A 23381-nucleotide genomic window follows, 5' to 3' on the forward strand; every position below is an offset into this window, starting at 1 on the left:
GACATGACCCGCGTCCAAGATATCTATCCCAACGACAAGGTAACCTTGCGCGAAGTCGGCCTGCGCGACGGTCTGCAGCTCGTGAAGACGTTCCCGTCGACCGCGGCGAAGCAGCGCTGGGTGCGCGACGAATATGCCGCGGGCGTCCGGCATTTCGAGGTCGGCTCGTTCCTGCCGGCAAGAACCTTTCCGCAGTTCGTCGATGTCCGCGACGTCGTCGCGACCATTGCCGCGCTGCCCGGCGCGCATGGCGTCGCGCTGGCGCTGAACGAGCGCGGCGTCAACGAGGCGCTGGCCTCCGGCGTCGCCGAGATCGCCTCCGTGGTGTCGGCGACCGAGGAGCACAGCCAGGCCAATGCCAACCGCTCGCGCGAATCCGCGATCGAGAACATCAAGCGGCTCTGCGAGCTGCGCGACGCCAGCGCGCACAGGCCGGTGGTCAATGCCGCGATCTCGATGGCGCTGGGCTGCTCGATCGTCGGTGCCGTCGATCCCAGGGAAGTGCTGCGCCTCACCGAGAAGCTCTACGAGGCCGGCGTCGACATGGTCGCGATCGCCGATACCGTCGGCTATGCCGGGCCGAAGCAGGTCGGCGAGCTGACGCGGGGGGCGGTGAAGATCGCCGGATCGAAGCCGGTCTGCGTCCACCTGCATGACACCCGCGGCATGGGCATCGCCAACGCCTCCGCCGCGCTCGACGAAGGCGCCCGCGTGCTCGACGGTTCGCTCGGCGGCCTCGGCGGCTGCCCGTTCGCACCGGGCGCCACCGGCAACGTCGTGTTCGAGGATCTCGTCTTCCTCTGCGAGAGCAAGGGATTTCCGACCGGTATCGACCTCGACCGGCTGGTCGCGGTACGCGCGATCCTGAAATCCGAGATGCCGGGCGAAGCGCTCTATGGCGGCCTCGCCCGCGCCGGCCTCCCGAGCGGCACCAAGGCGAGGGCGGCGTGACTTTCTTCTCCCTCGCCCCGCAAGCGGGGCGAGGTGAGCATCTTCAATCATGCGTGTGCCGATGTCCACGCTTGCGCGGCTTCTTGTCCGCCGCGGTCGGGATCATTACGACGCGGCCGTAACGCACGCCGCGTTCGGCGATGACGTGGTCGGCGAGATGCCGGACCTCGCCGCTGGCGCCCTTCAGCGCCGTCACCTCCATGCAGCTGTCGTCGTCGAGATGGACATGCAGCGTCGCCAGCGACAGGTCGTGATGGCCGTGAAAATTCTGCACGAGCCGCTTCGACAGATCGCGCGCGGCGTGATCATAGACATAGACCAGCGCCGCGACGCATTGCCCTGACGGCGCTTCCTCCGCGCTCTGCTGTAGGCCGGCGCGCGCCAGGTCGCGCATAATCTCGGAGCGGTTCTGATAGCCGCGCGCCGCGGCGGCGGCGTCGATCTCCGCGAGCAGATCATCCTCGATGGTGATGGTGATGCGTTGCATGGACTATCCGTGTTGGCAGGCCGCCGCACGGTATGACATTTTTCTTGTAACGTCATACCGTGCTTGCTAGCGTCGTTTCGCCGGGTTGGTTGAAGCTGGTGCGGTCGTAGCGTGACTGTAGCAGGTATCATGCGGGGGCATGGGCGTTGCGTCGGACCGTATGGCGGATATTTCCCGCCGCCGCATCCATTGCTGCGTTTGTGCCCGCTGCCGAAGCGCAAACCGTCGACGCGCCCGGCCAGCTGCCGCCAGTGACGGTGACGTCGCCCGATCAGGCGAAGCCCAAGCGTGCCAGGCCGATTCAGCGTCCGCACCATGTAGCCGCCGGCGGCCGCAAGCCCGCCGCGCCGCAACCGAGCCAGTCCACGTCTACGACCAACGGAATCACCGGCGGCTCCGCAACGGTGTCTTCCAGCCTGCAACCGACCGCGGCAAGCGCGCGGCAGATCAGCGGCGACGAGGTGAATGCACGGCCGGTCTCGCGCGTCGGCGAGGTTTTGGAGGTGGTGCCGGGCCTGATCGTCACCCAGCATTCCGGCGAAGGCAAAGCCAATCAGTATTTCCTGCGCGGCTTCAATCTCGACCACGGCACCGATCTCGCCATCAACGTCGCCGGCATGCCGGTCAACATGCCGACCCATGGTCACGGCCAAGGCTATGCCGACATCAACTTCCTGATTCCGGAGCTCATCCAGTCGATGGACGTCCGCAAGGGTCCCTACTACGCCGACAAGGGCGATTTCGCCTCTGCCGGCGCCGTCGACATCAACTATCTCGACCGGTTGCCAAAGAATATCGTGGAGCTGACCGCCGGCAGCTTCTTCTATCAGCGCGCGATGGCCGCGGGCTCGACCAAGGTCGGTGACGGCACGCTGCTCGCGGCCTTCGAGGCCAACAAATATAACGGCCCGTGGGCCGTGCCCGACGACATCCGCAAGCTGAACGGCGTGCTGCGCTACAGCCAGGGTACCGCGACTGACGGCTTCTCGCTGACCGCGATGGCCTATTCCAACGGCTGGAATTCGACCGACCAGGTGGCGCAGCGCGCTATCGACCAAGGCCTGATCGACCGCTACGGCTCGCTCAACCCGACCGACGGCGGTACCTCGAGCCGCTTCAGCCTGTCGGGCAATTGGGCGCAGTCGAGCGAGTACGGGCAGACCAAGCTCAACGCCTATGTGATCCGCTCCTCGCTGCAGCTCTACAACGATTTCACCTATTTTCTCGACGATCCCGTTAATGGCGACCAGTTCAGCCAGACTGATAAGCGCACCGTCTATGGCTTCGATGCCAGCCACGCGGTCGATGTCCGCGTCGCCGGCATTGACACCCAGACGCGGGTGGGCGTGCAGACCCGCTACGACGACATCAATGTCGGCCTGTTCAAGACGGTGCAGCGCGAGATCCTCTCCACGGTGCGCAACGACCAGGTCCAGGAGGGCAGTGTCGGCCTGTGGGCCGATACGACCGCGCGCTGGACTGATTGGCTGCGCACCACCGTCGGCATCCGCGAAGATTATTTCGCCGGCCATGTGCTGAGCGACACGCCGCAGAATTCCGGCAACGCGCAGGCGGCGATGACGAGCCCGAAGGCCGGCATCGTGCTCGGTCCCTGGGCCAAGACCGAGTTCTACGGCAATGCCGGCTTCGGCCTGCATTCCAATGATATCCGCGGCGCGACCATCACGGTCGATCCCAACGACAAGGTGACGCCGCTCGATCGCGTGCCGCTTTTGGTGCGCTCGAAGGGCGCCGAGCTCGGCATCCGCACCAGGGCGATCGACGGTCTGACCTCGTCGCTTGCGGTGTTCGTGCTCGACTTCGATTCCGAGCTGCTGTTCGTCGGCGATGCCGGCACCACCGAGCCGAGCCGGCCGAGCCGGCGGGTCGGCGTCGAGTGGACCAACCAATACAAGCTCTCGCCGTGGATGAGCCTCGATTTCGATCTCGCCTATACCCGCGCGCGCTTCACGGATGTCGATCCGGTCGGCAATTACATTCCGGGTGCGCCGGCCTGGGTCGCCAGCGGCGGCGTCACCTTCGGCCGCGAGACCGGCTGGTTCGGCAGCCTGCGCGCCCGCTATTTCGGCCCGCGCCCGCTGATCGAGGACGACAGCGTCCGCTCGCTGTCGTCGTTCATCGTCAACGCTCGCGCCGGCTACAAATTCGACAACGGGATGCGGCTGCAGCTCGACGTCCTCAATCTCTTCAACGCACAGACCAACCAGATCGAATATTACTATCTGTCGCGGCTGCCGGGCGAACCGATCGAAGGCGTCGCCGACCGCCATGTGCATCCCGCCGAACCGCTTGCCGTGAGGCTGACGCTGGCGGCGACGTTCTGAACGCTCACCCCGGTGTGGGCTCCGCGGTGATCACTTCCGCAGCCGCAGCCGGAAGCGTCGCCTCTTCGTCAATCGCTTCAGGAACAAGCGGCGGCGACTTAGATTCTGGAAACACACTGAATTCGCCCGCTACCTCCTGGAGCGGCTTCTGCTTGTCGGCCCAGTGCAGGGCCGTGTAGTCGAATCCGTGCACGATGGTGGGTTTGACGACTTCGAAATAGGGCGAGATGTCGAAGTCGCGCGGCATGTAGAGCGAGGAATCGCGGATATGCAGGATCTCGCGGCGCGCCTTGCGGCTGGCGGCGCGCGTGATCTTGGGCAGGATCGGATAGCGCACGGCGTCGAATGCCTGCGCGATCAGCGCCGAGCAGATGATCTTGGTCGGATCGCCGGAGCCGAACGCGATCATGCGGCGGCGCCAGCGCTGCGGGATCGGCAGCGGAAACAGGAAGCGCGCGAGGTCGACGATGTTCTTGGTGTCGTAGCCGAAGCCGATGCGGTTGATGGCGTAGCGGCACACCGTGGTGCGGTCCTCGAACGACAGGCCGACCGGACGGCAGAGGCGGGTGTGATAGGACAGATATTTCGACAGCGGCGCCGAGGTCACGCCCTCGCCGATATTGGCCTCGATCAGCACATGCTGCTCGCCGTCAGGCTCGAACGCGCTGTCGATCGGTCCGACAAAGAGTGCGGCGTGCGACCAGGTCGATTGCGTGAGGTATTTGATGATGCCGGAAATCCGGTTGTTGCCTTCGACCAGCAGCACATCGCCGGGCTGCATGATGCCCCGCAGATGGTCCGGGTCGCTCGGCGTGAACGGCTCGTAACCGGGGACTTCCTTCTGCAGGTACCCCGCGATCCATTTACCGACGGTATCGAGCATTAAGCCCATGGATTCCCCCCAGCGGTTCTACGACCGCTTGTGTTGACTTAATCATGGTCGCAAGCCGTTGCAATTTAGTTCATGCCATCAGCGGATCAATCATGATTGATTTACCATGATGGTTGCTGCGGTCGGTGAGATGCGGCACAGTTCGCGAAGCGTTCCCGTTTTCTGCAAGTCCCCGGAAACCATGCTCGAAGCTATGTCATGACAGTGACCCGTCGCGATTTCCTGTCGGCGTCCGCAGCTCTCGCGCTGGCGCCCGCGCTGGGCGGCCGGGTGCTTGCCGCGCCGCCGCCGCGCGAGGCCGACATCGTCGTGATCGGCGCTGGCGCCGCGGGCATTGCCGCGGCGCGGAGGATCGTCGCCGCCAACCGCAAGGTGATCGTGGTGGAGGCGTCGGGCCAGGTCGGCGGCCGCTGCCAGACCGATGCATCGACATTCGGCGTGCCGTTCGACCGCGGCGCGCGCTGGATGCACAATCCCGAGACCAATCCGATGATCCGGCTGGCCCGCTCCGCGGGCCTCGACATCGTCACGGCGCCCGCAGGCCAGAAGATTCGCATCGGCCGGCGCTACGCCCGCCCGGGCGAGACCGAGGAATTCCTGGCGGCGCTGGTGCGCGCCAACCGCGCCGTCGACGACGCGTCGCGCAAGGCCGATATCGCCTGCGCCGCGGCGATGCCGAAGGATCTCGGCGATTGGGCCGGCACCGCGGAATTCCTGCTCGGCGGCAATTTCAGCGGCAAGGATCTGAAGGACCTCTCCGCCGTCGACAAGGTGCGCGCGCAGGATCGCAACACCGCGATCGCCTGCCGACAGGGGCTCGGTACGCTGATCGCCAAGCTCGCTGAGCAGCTGCCGATGGTGCTCTCGACGCCGGCGCAGCGCATCCTGTGGAGCAATCGCGACGTGATGGTCGAGACGCCCACAGGCAAGATCACGGCGCGCGCCGCCATCGTCACCGTCTCGAGCAATGTGCTTGCGAGCGGCAATATCAAGTTTGCGCCGGAACTTCCGAAGCGTGCGCTCGATGCCGCAGCCAAGCTCAGCCTCGGCAGCTACGACCGCATCGCGCTGCAGCTCCCCGGAAATCCGCTCGGGCTGTCGCGCGATGACGTGATTATCGAGCAAAGCAATTCGACCAGGACGGCGCTTCTTTACGGCAATATCGCGGGCTCCTCGCTGTGCACGATCGACGTCGCGGGGTCCTTCGGCCGCGATCTGTCGGCGCAGGGCGAGAAGGCAATGTCCGCGTTCGCGGTGGAATGGCTGACCAAGCTCTACGGCAGCGAGGTCGGCGCTGCGGTGAAGCAGACCAGCGCGACGCGCTGGAATGCATCGCCCTTTATCCTCGGCGCGATGTCGGCAGCAGTGCCCGGCGCACAGTTCTCCCGCAAGATCTTGAGCGAGCCGATCGGCGCGATGTATCTCGCCGGCGAGGCCACCCATGAGACGCTGTGGGGCACCGTCGATGGCGCCTGGGACTCGGGCGAGCGCGCCGCCGACGCCGCGCTGCGCCGGATCGGCGCGCTGAAGGATGCGGCGCCGGAGCCCGCAGCGCCCGCCGCAAAACAAAAGCGCCGCGCGCCGCATCGGTCCACCGGGCCGATGAATTGATGGGCGGGGTGAGATCGGGCACCGCGGGCGGCCGTTGGGTTGGTTCACGGTTCAAGATGTCAAACGGCTTGCTCGGTGTCATCACCCGCGCATGCGGGTGATCCAGTATTCCAGAGACGCTGGTGCTTGAGCCGTGAGGCCGCGGCGTACTGGATCGCCCGGTCGAGCCGGGCGATGACAGCTGGGAAAGGGGCGCAGCTTCGCGTTCTCGCGACATGATTTGCCCGAGTTTTGCCGTTCGTTTCGCCACTCTTCGATCAGAGGGCGCAGGGAAAGCCGGGTGCCGATCGCACCCATGGGCCCCGTGCAAAGGTAGAAAGCAGGTGTCACCGGGAACATCCCGGCTTTCCCTGCGCGATGGGTTACGGCTTATTTCGTGCTCTCTCCGGCGAGACTGGGCTTGTTTGTCACCGTCTCCGCAAAAACGCATTCGCGTTTTGCGGGAGACACCGGCCGCCCTTCACTCCGGCAGCTTCAGCTCCATCAGATCCTTCGCCACCACGATCCGGCCGGAGAAATTCGTCTTCACGTCCCTGGTCCAGTCGTCGTCGGTGACATTAGGGTCGTCGCCGGGGACGAAGTGGCTCAGCACCAGCGTCTTCACGCCGGCGGCGGCTGCGATGCGGCCGACGTCTTCGGTCGAGGTGTGGCTGTCGAGCAGATGCTTCTTCAGTGTCGCGCCGTTCCTGGTCTTGGCGACCAGCCGATCGACCGCGGGAACATAGAGGCATTCGTGCACCAGCACGTCGGCGCCCTTGGCGAACTCGGCGAGTTTCGGATTGTAGGCGGTGTCGCTGGAGAACACGATGGTGCCGTCCGGGGTCTCGAACTTGTAGGCGAAATTGTCCGTGATCGGCGGATGCGGCGTGCGGAACGCGGTGACGGTGACATCTGCCGTCTTCAGCACCACGCCGTCGTCGGTGATGTCTTTCGCAATCAGCAGCTTGCGCGGATCGGGCCGGCCTTCGTCCTCGATCCGGGTCTCGACGTCGAACTTGTTCAGCTCCCAGTATTCCTTGGTCATCGCCTCGATACCCTTAGGACCGAACGAATGAATCGGCGTCGAGAGGCCCGCCGCCCAGGCGTTGTAGAACAGATTGCCGTATTCCAGATTGTGATCGGAATGATGGTGGCTGATGAAGATGTACTTCACGGACGGGATCGGCACGCCGGCGCTGACCAGTTGGCGGCTGACGCCCATGCCGCAATCGATCACGAACGGCGTGTCGTTGACGACGACGAGATTGGCCGGATTGGAGGCGCCGTTGCCGACCCGGGGGCCGCCCTTGGTGCCGAGGAACACGATGCGGGTGCGCGGCTTGGTGCCCTGCGCGCGCACGGGCGACGCGAGCATCGCAGCGCTGCCGAGCGCCAGTTTCAATGCGTTGCGGCGATCGATCATTGCTTCCTCGCTTGTCTCCCTCGCCCCGCTCTTGCGGGGAGAGGCGTAGGCGGCCTACGGCCGCCGTCCTTTACTTAGAAGAACGCCGATGCGAAGCATCGGCTATGGGTGAGGGGCTCTCTCGGCCAGGCGGTGTACGTTGAAGAACCTGTACCCCCTCACCCGGATTGCTACGCAATCCGACCTCTCCCCGCAAGCGGGGCGAGGTGCACCGTCACCTAGCCGCCACGCAAGATGCCATCAAGCGCGGGCAGGCCGACGATGACGGCCGCCGCGATCAGCGCGTAGCAGATGGCGCGAAACACCTGCTCGCTTGCCTTGCCGAACAGCGAGGCGCCGAACCAGACGCCGATGCCGTAGACCGGGCCCACGATCAGCGAGAACTTGATCGACTCGATCGTGATCAGTCCGGTGAACCAGTAGCTGATCAGCGAGAAGAAATCCGAGGCGCCGAAGAACAGCACGATGTTGGCGCGCGAGATCACCGACGAGATCGGGCGGCCCAGCCAGTAGGCGACGATCGGCGGGCCGCCGGTCTGCGCAAGGCCGCTGCAAAAGCCGGAGAGGCCACCGACGCCGACCGACAGCGCGGCGTGATCCTTGCCGTGGTAGCGCCAACCCGACAGCAGCAGCGCGAGCAGTGCCGCGACGAAGCAGGAGATGATCCAGCGCGTGGTCACGGGCTCGAGCACCGTGAGGAAGTAGGTGCCGATGGGAACGCCGACCAGCGCGCCGGCCACCATCACCGCGGTCGCCTTGCGGTCGGCATGGGTCCAGGCGTTCGGCAGCAGCGGCGCCGCGGCGACGAAATCGATGATGAGCAGGAGAGCCGCTACCAGCCGTGGTCCCGCGACGCTGCTTGCGAGCGGCATGAAGATCAGCGCCGAGCCGAACCCCGAGAAGCCGCGCGCCGTGCCCGACACGAACGCGATCGCGCAGATCGCGAGCGCGATGCTGGTCGAGATGTCGGAGGGGAGGAGGGTGAGGGAGGTCATGGGAGGGGAATAGGTTCAACTAGCTAGCCGGCGAACGAACTCATGTCGTGATACAAAGCGCCCGCCATTCAGACCCGTCATCCTGAGGCGCGAGCGGAGCGAGCCTCGAAGGATGCACGGCCACAGTCGGGCCGTCGACCCTTCGAGACGGCCGCTACGCGGCCTCCTCAGGGTGACGGTGATAGGTCCGCGTACGTTCCCGACCCACCTCCCCCGCAAGCGGGAGAGGGAGTCGCGCAGCCTGCCTGGCGGCTCACGCCCGCAGCGTGCCGCCGGTCTTCTTGGTCACCTCGGCGACGACCTTGGCGGCGACGGCGTCGATCTCCTGGTCGGTCATCGTCTTCTCGCGCGGCTGGATCGTGACTGCGATCGCGATCGACTTCTTGTCGGGATCGATACCCTTGCCTTCATAGACGTCGAACACGGTGACAGCCGTGATCAGCTTCTTGTCGACATTCTGCGCCGCACGGACGATGTCGCCCGCCTTGACGCTGCGGTCGACGATGAAGGCGAAGTCGCGCGACACCGGCTGGAAGGCCGAGAGCTCCAGCACCGGCTTGGCGCGGGTTGCCCGCTGCTTGCCTTCCGGAATGCGCTCGAGGATCACCTCGAACACGATCATCGGACCATCGGCGCCGAGCGCCTCGGCCACGCGCGGATGCAGCTCGCCGAAGGTGCCGAGCACGTTCTGCGGGCCGATCTGGATGGTGCCGGAGCGTCCCGGATGCAGCCAGGCGGGGCCGCCGGGGACGATCTGCACCGCCTGCATCGGCGCGCCGGCGGCCGCCAGCACGGCGAAGGCGTCGGCCTTGGCGTCCATCGCGTCCGCTGTCGCCGAGCCGGTCCAGGAACGGCCCGCTCCGTTCGTCGAGGCATAGCCATGGCGCACGCCGGAGGCGGCTACTAGCTGGTCTTCCGGCCGGTCGCCGCGGAACACCTGGCCGACCTCGAACAGCGCGACGTCGGGAGTGCCGCGATTGATGTTGGCCTGAGCCGCGGCGACGAGGCCGGGCAGCAGGCTCGGCCGCATGTCGGAGAGATCGGCCGCGATCGGGTTGGCGAGCACCAGCTCGCTCTGGCCGCCGCCGAACAGCTTTGCCGCGTCATTGGTGATGAACGACCAGGTCACGGCCTCCACCATGCCGCGCGCGCCGAGCGCGCGCTTGGCGCGGCGGGTGCGCAGCTGCATCGGCGTCAGCACCGGCTTGCGCGGCTCCTCGCCACGCTCGAACGGCGTCATCGGCACCTTGTCGACGCCGACGATGCGCACGATCTCCTCGACAATGTCGGCCTTGCCGTGCACATCGGTGCGCCAGGACGGAACCGCGACCTTCACCACGGGGCCGTTGCCGGCCAGCATGAAGCCGAGCCGGGTGAGGATCAGCTTCACCTCGACCAGGGGCACCTCGATGCCGGCAAGGCGCTTCACCTCACTGAGCGGGAAGTCGATGATTCGGTCCTCGCCGAACTGCTTGCCGACCACGACGTTCTCGGACGGCGTGCCGCCGCACAGCTCCAGCACCAGTTTGGTCGCGAGCTCGAGCCCGGGCACCATGAAGGCCGGATCGACGCCGCGCTCGAAGCGATAGCGCGCATCCGAATTGATGCCGAGCTTGCGGCCGGTCTGCGCGATGTTGATCTCGTTCCACAGCGCCGATTCGATCAGCACGTCCGTGGTGTTGTCGTCGCAGCCCGACGCCTCGCCGCCCATGATGCCGGCGAGCGATTCGACGCCGTGCTCGTCGGCGATCACGCAGACATTGCTGTCGAGCGTGTAGGTGCGGCCGTCGAGCGCGAGCAGCGTCTCGCCATCCTTCGCGCGGCGTACGCTGAGGTTGCCCATCACCTTCCTGGCGTCGAACACGTGCAGCGGGCGGGCGCGGTCATAGGTCATGAAGTTGGTGATGTCGACCAGCGCGTTGATCGGGCGCAGGCCGATCGAGGTCAGCCGCTTCTGCAGCCATTCCGGCGACGGGCCGTTCTTCACCCCGCGCACCAGCCGCAGCGCGAAGCCCGGGCACAGCGTGGTGTCTTCCACCTTCACCTGGACGGGGCAGGGGAATTCGCCCTTGATCGGCCTGATGCCCTGGTCCTTGAACTTGCCCATGTCGGCGGCGGACAGGTCGCGCGCGATGCCGTGCACGCCGGTGCAGTCCTGCCGGTTCGGCGTCAGATTGATCTCGATGGTGGGATCGCCGAGCCCGGCCCAATCGGCATAGCCCTTGCCGAGCGGTGCGTCGGCCGGCAGCTCCATGATGCCGTCGTGATCCTCGGAGATCTGCAATTCGGCCGCCGAACACAGCATGCCGCGGCTCTCGACGCCGCGGATGGTACCGACGCCGAGCGTGATGTTCTTGCCGGGGATGTAGGTGCCGGGGGCCGAGAACACGCTGATCAGCCCGGCACGCGCATTCGGCGCGCCGCACACCACCTGTACCGGCGCACCGCCGTCGCCGGTGTCGACCATGCAGACGCGCAGGCGATCGGCATTCGGATGCTGCTCGGCCGAGATCACGCGCGCGATGGTGAACGGCGCGAGCGCCTTCGCCTTGTCCTCGATGTTCTCGACCTCGAGCCCGATCATGGTGAGCTTGTCGGCGAGCTTGTCGAGCGGCTCGTCGGTCTCGAGATGTTCCTTCAGCCAGGAGAGGGTGAACTTCACGGCTGCATGCCTCGGTTCTTGTTGGTGGTTACAGAGTTGTTTTGGTCGGCCTCTCCGTTCCCTCCCCCCTTGTGGGGGAGGGTCAGGGAGGGGGGTAAGCCGCTTGCTCCGGCTTGAGTCGCCTCGCGGATCGCCTCTACGACACCCTCGAGGTTCGACATCACCTGCTCGTTGGTGAAGCGCAGAACCCGAAAGCCTTCAGAGTTGAAGAAAGCATCACGACGTTCGTCCGCCTTCTGGCGTTCGTCGAAATCATGCGTCTCGCCGTCGAGCTCGATGATGAGGTTTGCGGAAAAGCAGACGAAGTCGACGACGTAGTTCTTGATCGGCGTTTGACGGCGAAATCCGATGCCGTCCATTCGATTTGCCTTGAGGTGGCGCCACAGCAGCGTCTCGGCGCGCGTCATCGTCTGGCGAAGCTGCTTCGCCTTGTTGCGCTGACGTTCGCTGACGACTGCGTGCGGCATCCTGGGCTACCCCCCTCCCTGACCCTCCCCCACAAGGGGGGAGGGAACGGAGAGAGTCCCGGTGCATGTGTGGTTGAGAACGAGGCTCACGAACTCAATCCCCCCGCAATCGTCGGGATGTCGAGCGGCTTGAAGCCGTAGTGGTTGAGCCAGCGGACGTCGTTTTCGAACAGTTGGCGCAGATCGGCGATGCCGTATTTCAGCATCGTGATGCGGTCGATGCCCATGCCCCAGGCAAAACCCTGGTAGATGTCAGGATCGATGCCGCAGGCGCGCAGCACGTTCGGATGCACCATGCCGCAGCCGAGAATCTCCATCCAGTCCTCGCCCTCGCCGAAGCGGATCTCGCCCTTGTCGCGGCGGCACTGGATGTCGACCTCGAGCGACGGCTCGGTGAACGGGAAGAACGACGGCCGGAACCGCATGTTGATGTGGTCGACCTCGAAGAACGCCTTGCAGAACTCGTGCAGGATCCATTTGAGGTGGCCGAGATGCGAGCCCTTGTCGATCACGAGGCCCTCGACCTGATGGAATTGCGGCGTGTGGGTCGCGTCCGAATCAATGCGATAGGTGCGGCCGGGGCAGATCACGCGGATCGGCGGCTTCTGCGTCAGCATCGTACGCACCTGCACCGGCGAGGTGTGGGTCCGCAGCAGCATGCGCGAGCCGTCCTCCTTCGGATTGAAGAAGAAGGTGTCGTGCATCTCGCGCGCCGGATGGCCGATCGGGAAGTTCAGCTTGGTGAAGTTGTAGTCGTCGGTCTCGATGTCGGGACCGTCGGCGATTGCGAATCCCATGTCGGCGAAGATGGTGTTGACCTCTTCGAACACCTGGCTCAGCGGATGGATGCGGCCGGTCTCCGCCGGCGCCTCGCGCAGCGGCAGCGTGACGTCGATGGTCTCGGCCGCAAGCCGCGCATCGAGCGCGGCCGCTTTCAGCACGTCGCGCCTGGCTGCGAGCGCCTGGGTCACCGTATCTTTGGCGAGGTTGATCCTGGCGCCTTCCGTCTTGCGCTCCTCTGGCGACATCTTGCCGAGAGTGGCGAGCAAGGCCGAGATCGAGCCCTTCTTGCCAAGGGCGGAGACGCGCACCGCCTCGAGGGCGGCTTCGTCACCGGCTGCGGCGATCTGGTCGAGGATGGACTTTTCGAGCGTTGCGAGGTCGGACACGGTCAATTCCTGCGCTTGAGCGGCGCATGATCTGGCGGGACAAACCGGTACCCGAACCGGTGCTCGCCTTTGCGGACCATGCGCCAAAAATTCGGCTGGGTTGTCGCCGCCCGAAGGCCGTAACGTCAAGCAAAAAGCCGGTCATTTCGGGCATATGACCGGCAGGGTTGAACCCCGCGCGCGGGGGACGCTACCCAAGTGGGATGTGAGGAGACCGCCCGATGCCCTTGAGACCCCGCCTGACCGCTGCCCGAGTTGCCATGGCCAGTTTGGCCGCCATCATGTCGATATCAGCCACACCGGCGCTGGCGGCGGTTTGCATGGACAAGTCCATGACCCAGGACGAGATCGTCGACACCATCAACGCCCAGCGCAGCTGTGACGGCGCGATGAAGGTGTTTCGGGTCTGCGAGTTCGGGGCGAGCGGCGACGTCCTGCTCGGCGCCGCCGTCGAGAAGAAATGCGAGGCGGACTTCCTGCCCGGCCTCGGAGCATCGCAGAAGAAGGTCTATGCGAGCCGGCTCAAGCGCTGTGACGCCAAATACCAGAACGAGAGCGGCACTATGTACCGCTCGTTCACGGCGTTCTGCCGGGCGGAAGTCGCCCAGCGCTACTCGCACAAGGCGCTAAACGCCCGCTAGGATCAGGCCGCCAGCGCGGCCTTGGCCTTCTCGGCGATCGCCTGGAACGCAACCGGCTCGTGGATCGCGAGATCCGACAGCACCTTGCGGTCGACGACGACGCCCGACTTGGACAGGCCGTTGATGAACACGCTGTAGGTCATGCCGAACGGACGGACCGCGGCATTGATGCGCTGGATCCAGAGCGCGCGGAAGGTGCGCTTCTTGCGCTTGCGGTCGCGGAAGGCGTACTGGCCGGCCTTTTCGACGGCCTGCTTGGCCGTGCGGATCGTGTTCTTGCGGCGGCCGTAATAGCCCTTGGCGGCCTTGAAGACTTTCTTGTGCTTGGCGTGAGAGGTCACACCGCGTTTGACGCGAGACATGACGGAAATCCTTGAGATCTAAGAAGAGGTGACGGGGCGCCGCACGGTCGCGGCGGGGTTCAAGCGGATCAGCGCGATCAGGCGTTCGGCAAGAAGTACTTCTTGACGTTGTCGCCGTCGGTCTTGAACAGCACGCGGGTGCCGCGGAGCTGACGGATCTGCTTCTTCGTCCGCTTGATCATGCCGTGGCGCTTGCCGCGCTGGGCGTGCATGACTTTGCCAGTGGCAGTCACCTTGAAGCGCTTTTTAGCGCCCGACTTGGTCTTCAACTTGGGCATTTGGCTCTCCTGTCGCCCAACACGAATATCGCCCAAAGAGGCGTTCGGTCGGCTAAAATGCTCGTTAGAGCGTTGGAAGTGCTATGGTTTTTTCCGAATTGAAAGAACCTGCACGATACGTCGCCACGGCAGCCCTTGATCAGCCGGGCGGCGAAGGCCGGCTTATGACAGAGGATCGGCTGTTTTGCAACGCTTTGCGGGATGGAACCGGCGGGTGGGACCCGGCCTCTTCTCCTTCCCCCCTGGAAGGGGGAAGGCCGGGATGGGCGTCAGCCGCAGACGCCGTGGCCTGCCGAAAGAGATGATCCCCACCCGCTTTGCTCGGGCGAGCAAAGCGACCTCCCCTTTTCAAGGGGAGGTTGGCAGCATCGGGCTACGAAACGAAACAGCCCGCCGATCCGGCGGGCCGCTCCAAATGCTGAAATCGATTAACTCGAACTAGCGCGGCGCCAGCACCATCACCACCTGGCGGCCCTCGAACCTCGCGTCCTGCTCGACCTTGGCGAACTCGGCCACGTCGGCCTTCACCTTGTCCAGAAGCTTGGTGCCGATCTCCTGGTGCGCCATCTCACGACCGCGGTAGCGCAAGGTGATCTTGACCTTGTCGCCTTCCTCGAAGAAGCGCTGCATGGCGCGCATCTTCACGTCATAGTCGTGATCGTCGATCATCGGGCGGAGCTTGATCTCCTTGATCTCGACGACCTTCTGCTTCTTGCGGGCTTCGGCGGCCTTCTTCTGCGCGGAATATTTGTATTTGCCGTAGTCCATGATCTTGCAGACCGGAGGACTGACATTCGGCGAAATCTCGACGAGGTCCATGCCGGCTTCCATGGCCATCTTGATGGCCACCATGGTTTCGACGGTGCCTTGGTTGACACCGGCGGCATCGATCAGCTGGATCTGCGCGTTGCGAATCTCATCATTGGTGCGCGGCCCGTCTTTGGCGACTGTGGGCGGGGCTCTATTGGGACGGCGAATGGGTAACTCTCCAAAGTTGTGAAAGGGAAGGCGGATATTTTGAAGCAAGATGCTGCAACGGGCAAGCGAACTCGCTTTCTAAGCGGCAAAACCGTCAATTGCGAGGCATTTTAGCCACGCCCGGCACATATAGCGGGCACTGCTCCTCCGCAAGGCGGACTTGCCGCCGTTGACCGGCGCCGCACGACGATTGAAAAGCAGATGTCTGACACGCGAGTGACCGAACCATGAGCCAAACCGCCGCATCCGGGCAGGAACCCGCCTTCATCGAGGTCGGCGAGGGCAGTGGGGCGCGCCGGATCGCGGTGCGCGCCCGTGCCGGTGCCGCTCCCGGCAGCGCAACTGGCGCGCCGGGGCTGTTCTGGCTCGGCGGCTTCAAGTCCGACATGACCGGCACCAAGGCGATCGCGCTCGACGCATGGGCCGCCGAGCACGGCCGCGGCTGCACCAGGTTCGACTATTCCGGCCATGGCGAATCCGGCGGCGATTTCGCCGACGGCACGATCGGCCGCTGGCTTGAGGAGAGCTTTGCTGTGTTCTCGCAGTTCTGCAGCGGGCCGCAGGTCGTGATCGGCTCCTCGATGGGCGGCTGGATGGCGCTGCTTTTGGCGCGCGAGATTGCGAGGCGCGGAAGCGGCCGTGCGTCGCTCGCCGGCCTCGTGCTGATCGCGCCGGCGCCGGATTTCACCGAGGAGCTGATGTGGAAGGCGTTCCCGCCGGAGATCCGCGCCGAGATCGAGACCAAGGGCTTGTGGCTGCGGCCGTCGGACTATGGTGACGGCTCGCCCTATCCGATCACCCGCAACCTGATCGAGGAGGGCCGCAATCATCTGCTGCTCGGAAGCAAGATCGACGTCGGCTGTCCGGTGCGCATCCTGCAGGGCGCGCAGGATCCCGACGTGCCGTGGAAGCACGCGTTCGCGCTGGTGCACCGGCTGCCGGCCGACGACGTGGTGCTGACCATGATCCAGGACGGCGATCACCGGCTGTCGCGACCGCAGGACATCGCGCGGATCATCGCCGCGGTGGCGGAGATTTAGCCACGCCGCCGCCCTTCGAGGCGCGCAAGGGCGCGCACCTCACAGGATGTGATTTTTTTGCGGGGAGCCGAGCAAATTTGTCCGGATTGTTGTGCGATGTGGTTGTCTGGCGACGATGAATCGCGGGAGGCGACGATGGCTGCCGATGAGCTGTTTGGGGATTTGCCGGAGCAGGCAAAGCCGCCGGCTGAAGCGACAGCGCGCGGGGCGCCGCGGCTGCGCGAGCCGCAACGCGACCAGATCGCGTTGCGTGCGGTGGATATCGAGAGTCTGATCGGGGAAGACCATCCGGTGCGCCTGATCTGGTCTTATGTCGAAGGGCTCGATCTGAGCGATCTGGAGGACCGGATCAAGGCTCGCGGCGATCGCCCCGGTCACCCCGCGACATCGCCGCGGCTTTTGCTGGCGCTGTGGCTCTCAGCCACCAGCGAGGGCGTCGGCAGCGCGCGTGCCCTGGAGCGCCTTTGCGAGAGCCACGACGCCTACCGCTGGCTGTGCGGCGGGGTATCGGTGAACTATCACATGTTGGCGGACTTCCGGGTGGGCTGCGCCGATCTGCTCGACCGGTTGCTTTGCGAGCATTTGGCGGCGCTGGCGAAGGCCGGCCTGGTCGATCTGGAGACCCTGGCCCAGGACGGCGTACGGGTCCGCGCCAGCGCCGGGGCCGCCTCATTCCGGCGCGAGGCGACGCTGGACAAGCATCTGGCACAGGCTGAGGCGGTGGTTGAAGACCTCAAAGGAGAGGTTGAAGCACGCTCGGATGCCAGCAATCAGCGCATTCGGGCCGCTCGAGAGCGGGCTGCGCGTGAGCGCCAGGGCCGCCTGAAAGCGGCGCAGACGGCGCTCGCCGAGATCAAGCAACGGCGCAAAGAGCGTGAAGAAAAGCGTGGCAATGGCAAGAAGCCGAAAGAGCCGCGGGCCTCCACGACGGACGCCGATGCACGGGTCATGAAGATGGCCGGCGGCGGCTTCCGCCCCGCTTACAACGTGCAGGTGACGAGTGCGGCCGGCGAGCAGATCGTGACCGGGCTCAACGTTACCAGCATCGGGTCCGATCGCGGCTTGATGCGGCCGATGCTGGAGCAGCAGCGTACGCGCCCCGGCGGTCTACCCAAGCGCCATCTCGTCGACGGCGGCTTTGGCAGCGCCGAGGACATCGAATGGGCGCATGCCGAAGGTGTCGAGGTGTTTTGTCCGCCCACGCAATCCAAGCATGGCACAGACCCGTGCCTGCCGCGACGCGGCGACGGTCCGGGTGTGTTGGCTTGGCGCGCACGGATGGCAAGCGAGGCAGGCAAGGCCCGATACAAAACCCGCTCGACCTGCGAGTGCATCCATGCCCGCTGGCGCAACTGGGACCTGCGGCAATTGACCGTGCGCGGCATCGAAAAGGTCCGCGCCGTCGTGCTCTGGTTCGCCCTCACCAACAACATCTTGCAAGGTATCCGCCTCCGCGCCGCGTAAAAGCGAACTAATCAGTCAACTCAAACTCCATCATCGACCGACAACCAGCCCAGCCTCGCCCCAAACAGGCAAAAACCTCACAAGCTCTCAGGGTGACGGCTACGGATAAAGACGTCATCCTGAGGTGCGAGCGTAAGCGAGCCTCGAAGGATGGGCCACACACACCGGGGAGAAACGCCAATGGACACAACGAACATGCTGCGCGCGTTCTGCGACGCGGTCGAGCAGCGCAACGGCAAGGCGTTTGCAAATCTCTTCACCGAGGACGGCGTCTATCATGACGTGTTCTACGGCGCGTTCAAGGGCCACGCCAAAATCGCCGAGATGATCGACGACTGGTTCTACCGGACCGCGACCGATTTCCGCTGGGTGATGCATGATCCCGTCTCTGACGGCGCGACGCTCTATGCGCGCTACACGTTCAGCTACCGCTCGACCTTGCCGGAAGCCAAGGGGGCGCGGGCGATGTTCGAGGGCGTCGCGATCATGCGGCTGCGTAACGGCAAGATCACGGAATACCACGAGGTCGCCAACACCGCGCCGGCCTTCGTCGATCTGAATTTTGCGCCGGAGCGGATCGCCAAGATCGTAGGCAAGCAGGGTGCCGCGCTGAAGGAGCGGCCGGAGATGAAGCGGCATTTGGCCGAGTAATTCGCCGTCATTGCGAGCGAAGCAAAGCAATCCATCGCTCCGCATACGCTGATATATGGATTGCTTCGTCGCTGCGCTCCTCGCAATGACGGGGTGAGAATCCTGCGACGATGGCGAGAGTCTACGGCGGCGGCGGATTGGTCATCGGCTTGCGCTGCGCCAGCGCCGCCACGGTCGACGTGCCGATCGGGCCCTTCTCGTCATAGAGCCAGCATTCGCCGATCGCGACGCCGTCGGTGGCGTGGTGGTTGACGACCTCGAAGCCGATCCAGTTGGTCACCGGCAAACGGTGCAGATAGATCGTGACGTCGCTGTTGATGTAGCCGAGCCCCTGGTCGCCGGCATTGGCGAAGGGGCTGGCGAAATCCGCGCCGGTCGCGACATGGACGAACGGCGTCATCTTCACGCCGGCGACGAGCTCGCGCACCTCGCTCATCCAGAGCCGGCGCTCGCCGAGCGAACCCATGTGGCCTGCGATCGGCCGCGTCTCCCATTTGCCGTTCATGCCGAGCCTCGGATCGGCCGGCTTTGGAATGTCCGCAGGCCGCGGCACCGTCCAGTTCGGCGGCGACCACACATTGCCCGGCGCATTTTCCGTCCTGCGCAACAACTGGCAGGAGGCGCGCGCCATGCTGGTGCCGCCGGAGACAAACTCGGCCTCGATCATCTTGATGCGGAGCCCGTCGCGGACGAGTTTCGTCGTCACCTCGACCGGCGTCGTGATGTTGGGCAGCCGAAACATGTCGACTGTCAGCCGCGCCGGGACGAAGTCGTCGGAGCCGTGACGCTGCTCGATGACGAAGCCGAGCAGGCCGATCACGACGCGGCCGTGCATCGATTCCGGGCTCCACGGTCCGTTCGCAACAGCCGTCGGCATGAAGCCGTCGCCGTGCCTGGTGAAGAAGGGCTGGTTTGTCATGGTTGTCGACCATGACGGGAATGCCGCGATGAAATCAAGAGGCCGCTGCCGCGCGCCACTCCTGTTGCACGCTGACATCAGGCTCGCCGCCAGCGCGTGAGGCCAGCGCCGCGAACGCATCGCGGGCGATCAGTTGCGACAGCGCCCACACCGCGGCGCCGCGCACCAGCGGGCTTGCATCGTCGAGCAACCGCTGTGCCTCAGTGGCAAGGTTTGTATCGCCGGAATTGCCGATCGCGATCAGCACATTGCGGATGAAGCGGTCGCGGCCGATGCGCTTGACCGGCGACTTCGTGAACAGCGCGCGAAAAGCGGCATCGTCGAGCCGCGCCAGCTCGCCGAGCGCGGGCGCGCGCAGCGCATCGCGTGCCGCGAGCTTCTGCTCACGTCCCGCTTGCGCGAACTTGTTCCACGGACACACCGCGAGGCAATCGTCGCAGCCATAGATGCGGTTGCCGATGCTCTTGCGGAATTCGTGCGGGATCGGGCCCTTGTTCTCGATCGTCAGATACGAGATGCAGCGCCGCGCATCGAGCGTGTAGGGGGCCGGAAACGCCGCGGTCGGACAGATGTCCTGACAGGCGCGGCAACTGCCGCAATGATCGGCTTCGCTATCGTCGCGCGGCAGCTCGGTGGCGGAATAGATCGCGCCGAGAAACAGCCACGAGCCGAACTCGCGCGACACCAGATTGGTGTGCTTGCCCTGCCAGCCGATGCCGGCGGCCTGTGCGAGCGGCTTCTCCATCACGGCGGCGGTGTCGACGAACACCTTCACCTCGTCGCCGGTCGCAGCAGTGAGCCAGCGCGCCAGAATCTTCAGCCGCTTCTTGATCACGTCGTGATAGTCGTCGCCCTGGGCATAGACCGAGATCGCGCCATGCGATCGACGCGCGAGAATTTTTAGCGGATCGTCGTCGGGCCCGTAATTGACCCCGAGCATGATGATCGAGCGCACACCGCCCCACAGCACGCGTGGATCGGCGCGCCGCTCCGGATTGGCGGCGAGCCAGTCCATGTCGCCATGGCCGCCGGAGTTGAGGAACTCGTGGAAGTATTGCCCGGCTTCGCGCATCGCGTCAGGGCCGGTGAAGCCGACGGCATCGAAGCCGAGCGCGCGCGCCTCGCGCGTCAGTGCCGCCTTGAGATCGGCAGGAGAGAGCCGGACCGCCGGGTTCAGAAGTCGAGGTCCACATAGGTGCGCGACGCCGGCACCCCCGCCAGCCATTCGCTGAGCAGCGGGCGGAACGACGGGCGGGATTTCACCCGCGCGTACCACGCCTTTGCTGCGTCGTCCTCGCTCCATGGCACGTCGCCCAGATAGTCGATCGCCGAAAGATGCGCCGCGGCGGCGAGGTCCGCGTAGGTGAGGCGGTCGCCGGCGAGATAGTTCCGCGTCTTCGCGAGCCAGCCGATATAGCTCAGATGATAGCGCACATTGACCTTGGCGGCGCGCATGATGTCGGGGGCCGGCGGGCCGCCGCCATTGTCCTCGCTCATGAAGCGCTTGTAGATCCGCTCGGTCACCAGAGGGTTGGAGGCTTCCTCGAAAAATTTCTCGTTGAACCATGCCACCAGCCGGCGCACCTCGACGCGCTCGGCCGTCGACGTCGGCATCAGCCGCCGCTCGCCGGCATCGAGGCCATGAGCCTCGTCGACATATTCGGCGATCACGGGCGCCCCCGGAATCGGCGGAAAACCTTCGGCGATCAGGACCGGCGTGGTTGCCGCCGGATTGAGCGCCAGGAATGCCTCGCGCCGCTCCCACACCCGCTCCTCCACCAGACGCAGATCGAGCCCGTACTCGCCGAGCACGAGGCGAATGAATCGCGAATGCGGACAGAACGGATGGTGATACAGCGTGTACATGAAGTCCTTGGTAGTTCCGCGGCGATTAAGAAACCATCAACCTGTGTGACCTGGGTCTGTGATTTGGCCAGACCTGACCCGGTCGTCTCTATGTCGCGTCAGCACGCAAACCGGTAGCCACCCCCGCAGACGGTGCGGGTCACAAAAACGCTATAGCCCAGCAAATCGGTCAGGTAACCCATTGTTTGACGATTTTTTGCGATTGCGGCCAATGTGCGAATAAGCGAGAAGAATCCCGTTTTCCACACGGGGCAGGCCACATCATGATGACGGATATGCTGCGAGCGGTGATTCTCGGCATCGTCGAGGGCGTCACCGAGTTCCTGCCGGTCTCCTCGACAGGCCACCTGCTGCTCGCGGAACGCTTCTTCAATCTCGGCGAAGGCAATTTCTGGAAGAGCTTTGCGATCCTGATTCAGCTCGGTGCGATCCTCGCGATCGTCGCGCTGTATTTCGTCAAATTGTGGCGCGTCGCGCTCGGCATGTTCTCCAATCCCGACGACCGCCGCTTCGTGATCGGCGTGCTGGTGGCGTTCCTGCCTGCCGTCGTGATCGGCCTGATCGCCGGCAAATACATCAAGGAATTCCTGTTCAATCCGTGGGTGGTCTGCTTCACGCTGATCGTCGGCGGCGCCGTCCTGCTCTGGGTCGATCAGCTCGATCTCAAGGTGTACGAGGACGATGCGACCCGGTTCCCGCTGTTGATGTATTTCTGGATCGGCGTCGCGCAGTGCCTGGCAATGATCCCCGGCGTATCGCGCTCCGGCGCCAGCATCGTGGCCGCGATGCTGCTCGGCGCCGACAAGCGCTCGGCGGCGGAGTTCTCGTTCTTCCTCGCGATCCCGACCATGGTCGGCGCGTTCGCCTATGATTTCTACAAGAACCGCGCCGACTTCACCTCGGACAATCTGAGCGTCATCGCGGTCGGCTTCGTGGTGTCGTTCATCACGGCGATGATCGTGGTGCGGGCGTTCCTCAACTTCGTCACCCGCCGCGGCTTCACGTTCTTTGCCTGGTGGCGCGTGATCGTCGGCACCCTCGGCCTGATCGCGCTGGCGATGGGAAGGTAAGGTACACTCCACCGTCGTCCCTGCGAAAGCAGGGACCCATAACCACAGCTCTTTCAGTCATGAAGAGCTGTGGCCCCAGCGGTGCGCACCTTGGACATTCGTGGTTATGGGTCCCGGCTCGCGCTTCGCTTGGCCGGGACGACGCTTGGAGAGAGTGCTTACGCGCTCTTCTTCTGGAACTGCCCGGTCGCGCGGAAGCGCCAGAGATATTGCGGGGCGATCGCTTCCATCGAATCGGGCGCGATGCCGAGGCCGGCGAAAGTGAGCCCGGCGGCCTTGGCGGCATCCGACACCACATTGTCCGAACGCAGCATCGCGACCTGGTCGGGCGTCAGCGTGAACGGCCCCGGCGCGAACTGCAGGACATACGATTGCAGCTTGGCGAGGCCGAACGGCAGCGGCGCCAGCATGCGGTCGCGCTGGGTGATCTGGAGGATGATCTCCATCACCTCGCGCATGGTCAGCACCTCCGGCCCGCCGAGCTCGTAGGTCGCGCCCGGCTTCGCCTTGCCGTCGACGGCATCGGCCACCGCTTTGGCAACGTCGGCCACATAGGCCGGCTGCAGCTTGCCAGTGCCGCCGCCGACCAGCGGCAGCACCGGCGACATCCGCGCCAAGGCCGCAAAGCGGTTGGTGAACTGATCCTCCGGCCCGAACAGCAGCGACGGCCGCATGATGGTGGCCTGTGGCAAGGCCGCCTGTACCGCCGCCTCGCCGGCCGCCTTGGCGCGGTAATAACCCGACAGCGAATTCTCATCGGCCCCGATCGCCGAAACGTGGACCATCCGGGCGCCGGCGCTAGCCGCCGCCTTGGCGATGGTCTCCGCGCCCTTCACCTGGACGGCGTCAAAGCTCTGCCCGCCGCCCTCGGCCAGGATGCCGACCAGATTGATGGCGATATGCGAATCACGCATCGCCGCCTCGACAGAGGCCGGGTAGCGCAGATTGGCCTGGACCGCATGAATCTGCCCGACGCGGCCGAGCGGCTGCAGATGGAAGGCCAGTTCGGGCCGCCGCACCGCTACCCGCACGCGGTAATCGCGCTTGCACAGCGCCCGGACCACGTTCCGTCCCAGAAAACCCGATCCGCCGAAGACTGTGACGAGCGTTTCCAGGTTCGATGCCATGAGG

General features: G+C 65.1%; 22 protein-coding genes. 8 read left to right on the forward strand and 14 right to left on the reverse strand.

The features are described 5' to 3' along the window. The first annotated feature begins 3 nt into the window (after positions 1-3). Entirely contained in the window at positions 4-951 is a 948-nt protein-coding gene (locus HAP48_RS15740) for a hydroxymethylglutaryl-CoA lyase (RefSeq protein WP_166212870.1), read from the forward strand. A 43-nt stretch (positions 952-994) separates the two neighbouring features. Here the strand turns inward: HAP48_RS15740 and nikR are convergent, their stop codons facing one another. Beyond that, the gene (gene nikR, locus HAP48_RS15745) at positions 995-1438 is read right to left on the reverse strand and encodes a nickel-responsive transcriptional regulator NikR (RefSeq protein WP_166212868.1); all 444 of its coding nucleotides are present in this window, start codon (positions 1436-1438) and stop codon (positions 995-997) included. 146 nt (positions 1439-1584) lie between these two features. Between nikR and HAP48_RS15750 the strand changes: the two genes are divergently transcribed. Continuing rightward, a complete protein-coding gene (locus HAP48_RS15750; RefSeq protein ID WP_420869869.1) occupies positions 1585-3783 on the forward strand; it encodes a TonB-dependent receptor domain-containing protein in 2199 nt (732 codons plus the stop codon). 4 nt (positions 3784-3787) lie between these two features. Here HAP48_RS15750 and HAP48_RS15755 read toward each other — a convergent pair whose 3' ends face one another. Beyond that, positions 3788-4675 carry a YiiX/YebB-like N1pC/P60 family cysteine hydrolase gene (locus HAP48_RS15755; protein WP_224496481.1) on the reverse strand — a complete coding sequence of 296 codons (888 nt, stop codon included), beginning with the start codon at positions 4673-4675 and terminating at the stop codon, positions 3788-3790. Between the two features lie 198 nt (positions 4676-4873). On the opposite strand from HAP48_RS15755, the gene HAP48_RS15760 reads away from it, so the two are divergent. Next, on the forward strand, positions 4874-6286 hold the full coding sequence (locus HAP48_RS15760) for a flavin monoamine oxidase family protein (RefSeq protein ID WP_166212866.1): 1413 nt from the start codon (positions 4874-4876) through the stop codon (positions 6284-6286). 460 nt (positions 6287-6746) lie between these two features. On the opposite strand, the gene HAP48_RS15765 is transcribed toward HAP48_RS15760, so the two are convergent. The 5 genes from HAP48_RS15765 to pheS all read right to left on the reverse strand — a co-directional run bounded on the left by HAP48_RS15765 (position 6747) and on the right by pheS (position 12981). Beyond that, on the reverse strand, positions 6747-7688 hold the full coding sequence (locus tag HAP48_RS15765) for an MBL fold metallo-hydrolase (protein ID WP_166212864.1): 942 nt from the start codon (positions 7686-7688) through the stop codon (positions 6747-6749). Positions 7689-7906: 218 nt separating this feature from the next. Further along, entirely contained in the window at positions 7907-8683 is a 777-nt protein-coding gene (locus HAP48_RS15770; protein ID WP_166212862.1) for a sulfite exporter TauE/SafE family protein, read from the reverse strand. A 253-nt stretch (positions 8684-8936) separates the two neighbouring features. Continuing rightward, the gene (pheT, locus tag HAP48_RS15775; protein WP_166212860.1) at positions 8937-11345 is read right to left on the reverse strand and encodes a phenylalanine--tRNA ligase subunit beta; all 2409 of its coding nucleotides are present in this window, start codon (positions 11343-11345) and stop codon (positions 8937-8939) included. Next, the gene (locus HAP48_RS15780; RefSeq protein ID WP_166212858.1) at positions 11342-11812 is read right to left on the reverse strand and encodes an endonuclease domain-containing protein; all 471 of its coding nucleotides are present in this window, start codon (positions 11810-11812) and stop codon (positions 11342-11344) included. The genes pheT and HAP48_RS15780 overlap by 4 nt, the downstream gene beginning before the upstream one ends. 86 nt (positions 11813-11898) lie before the next feature. After that, complete coding sequence (gene pheS, locus HAP48_RS15785; RefSeq protein WP_166212856.1) at positions 11899-12981, reverse strand: phenylalanine--tRNA ligase subunit alpha; 1083 nt, start codon at positions 12979-12981, stop codon at positions 11899-11901. A 260-nt stretch (positions 12982-13241) separates the two neighbouring features. Here pheS and HAP48_RS15790 point away from each other — a divergent pair, with 260 nt between their 5' ends. After that, a complete protein-coding gene (locus HAP48_RS15790; RefSeq protein ID WP_175612323.1) occupies positions 13242-13622 on the forward strand; it encodes a hypothetical protein in 381 nt (126 codons plus the stop codon). 2 nt (positions 13623-13624) lie between these two features. On the opposite strand, the gene rplT is transcribed toward HAP48_RS15790, so the two are convergent. The 3 genes from rplT to infC all read right to left on the reverse strand — a co-directional run bounded on the left by rplT (position 13625) and on the right by infC (position 15240). Continuing rightward, a complete protein-coding gene (gene rplT, locus HAP48_RS15795; protein ID WP_029081033.1) occupies positions 13625-13984 on the reverse strand; it encodes a 50S ribosomal protein L20 in 360 nt (119 codons plus the stop codon). Between the two features lie 77 nt (positions 13985-14061). Next, positions 14062-14262, reverse strand: coding sequence for a 50S ribosomal protein L35 (gene rpmI, locus HAP48_RS15800; protein ID WP_008539890.1), 201 nt, complete (start codon positions 14260-14262; stop codon positions 14062-14064). A gap of 438 nt (positions 14263-14700) precedes the next feature. Beyond that, entirely contained in the window at positions 14701-15240 is a 540-nt protein-coding gene (gene infC, locus HAP48_RS15805) for a translation initiation factor IF-3 (RefSeq protein WP_029081034.1), read from the reverse strand. A 227-nt stretch (positions 15241-15467) separates the two neighbouring features. On the opposite strand from infC, the gene HAP48_RS15810 reads away from it, so the two are divergent. The 3 genes from HAP48_RS15810 to HAP48_RS15820 all read left to right on the forward strand — a co-directional run bounded on the left by HAP48_RS15810 (position 15468) and on the right by HAP48_RS15820 (position 18395). Then, positions 15468-16280 (forward strand): alpha/beta hydrolase, encoded by an 813-nt coding sequence (locus HAP48_RS15810; RefSeq protein ID WP_166212851.1) that lies wholly within the window; start codon positions 15468-15470, stop codon positions 16278-16280. A 135-nt stretch (positions 16281-16415) separates the two neighbouring features. After that, positions 16416-17744 carry an IS1182 family transposase gene (locus tag HAP48_RS15815; RefSeq protein WP_166211244.1) on the forward strand — a complete coding sequence of 443 codons (1329 nt, stop codon included), beginning with the start codon at positions 16416-16418 and terminating at the stop codon, positions 17742-17744. Between the two features lie 180 nt (positions 17745-17924). Further along, positions 17925-18395, forward strand: coding sequence for a nuclear transport factor 2 family protein (locus HAP48_RS15820; RefSeq protein ID WP_166212849.1), 471 nt, complete (start codon positions 17925-17927; stop codon positions 18393-18395). Positions 18396-18516: 121 nt separating this feature from the next. On the opposite strand, the gene HAP48_RS15825 is transcribed toward HAP48_RS15820, so the two are convergent. From HAP48_RS15825 to HAP48_RS15835, 3 genes are read right to left on the reverse strand one after another with little or no spacing between them, the layout of a single operon-like run. Next, entirely contained in the window at positions 18517-19314 is a 798-nt protein-coding gene (locus tag HAP48_RS15825) for an acyl-CoA thioesterase domain-containing protein (RefSeq protein WP_166212847.1), read from the reverse strand. A 34-nt stretch (positions 19315-19348) separates the two neighbouring features. Beyond that, complete coding sequence (gene queG, locus HAP48_RS15830) at positions 19349-20539, reverse strand: tRNA epoxyqueuosine(34) reductase QueG (protein ID WP_166212845.1); 1191 nt, start codon at positions 20537-20539, stop codon at positions 19349-19351. Next, on the reverse strand, positions 20488-21180 hold the full coding sequence (locus HAP48_RS15835; RefSeq protein WP_166212843.1) for a glutathione S-transferase family protein: 693 nt from the start codon (positions 21178-21180) through the stop codon (positions 20488-20490). Before HAP48_RS15835 ends, queG begins: the two co-directional genes overlap by 52 nt. Before the next feature lie 263 nt (positions 21181-21443). On the opposite strand from HAP48_RS15835, the gene HAP48_RS15840 reads away from it, so the two are divergent. Then, positions 21444-22250 (forward strand): undecaprenyl-diphosphate phosphatase, encoded by an 807-nt coding sequence (locus HAP48_RS15840; protein WP_029081040.1) that lies wholly within the window; start codon positions 21444-21446, stop codon positions 22248-22250. Between the two features lie 158 nt (positions 22251-22408). Here HAP48_RS15840 and HAP48_RS15845 read toward each other — a convergent pair whose 3' ends face one another. Beyond that, on the reverse strand, positions 22409-23377 hold the full coding sequence (locus HAP48_RS15845; RefSeq protein WP_166212841.1) for a complex I NDUFA9 subunit family protein: 969 nt from the start codon (positions 23375-23377) through the stop codon (positions 22409-22411). Positions 23378-23381 lie beyond the last annotated feature (4 nt).

Source organism: Bradyrhizobium septentrionale (assembly GCF_011516645.4).
Taxonomy (GTDB): Bacteria; Pseudomonadota; Alphaproteobacteria; order Rhizobiales; family Xanthobacteraceae; genus Bradyrhizobium; species Bradyrhizobium septentrionale.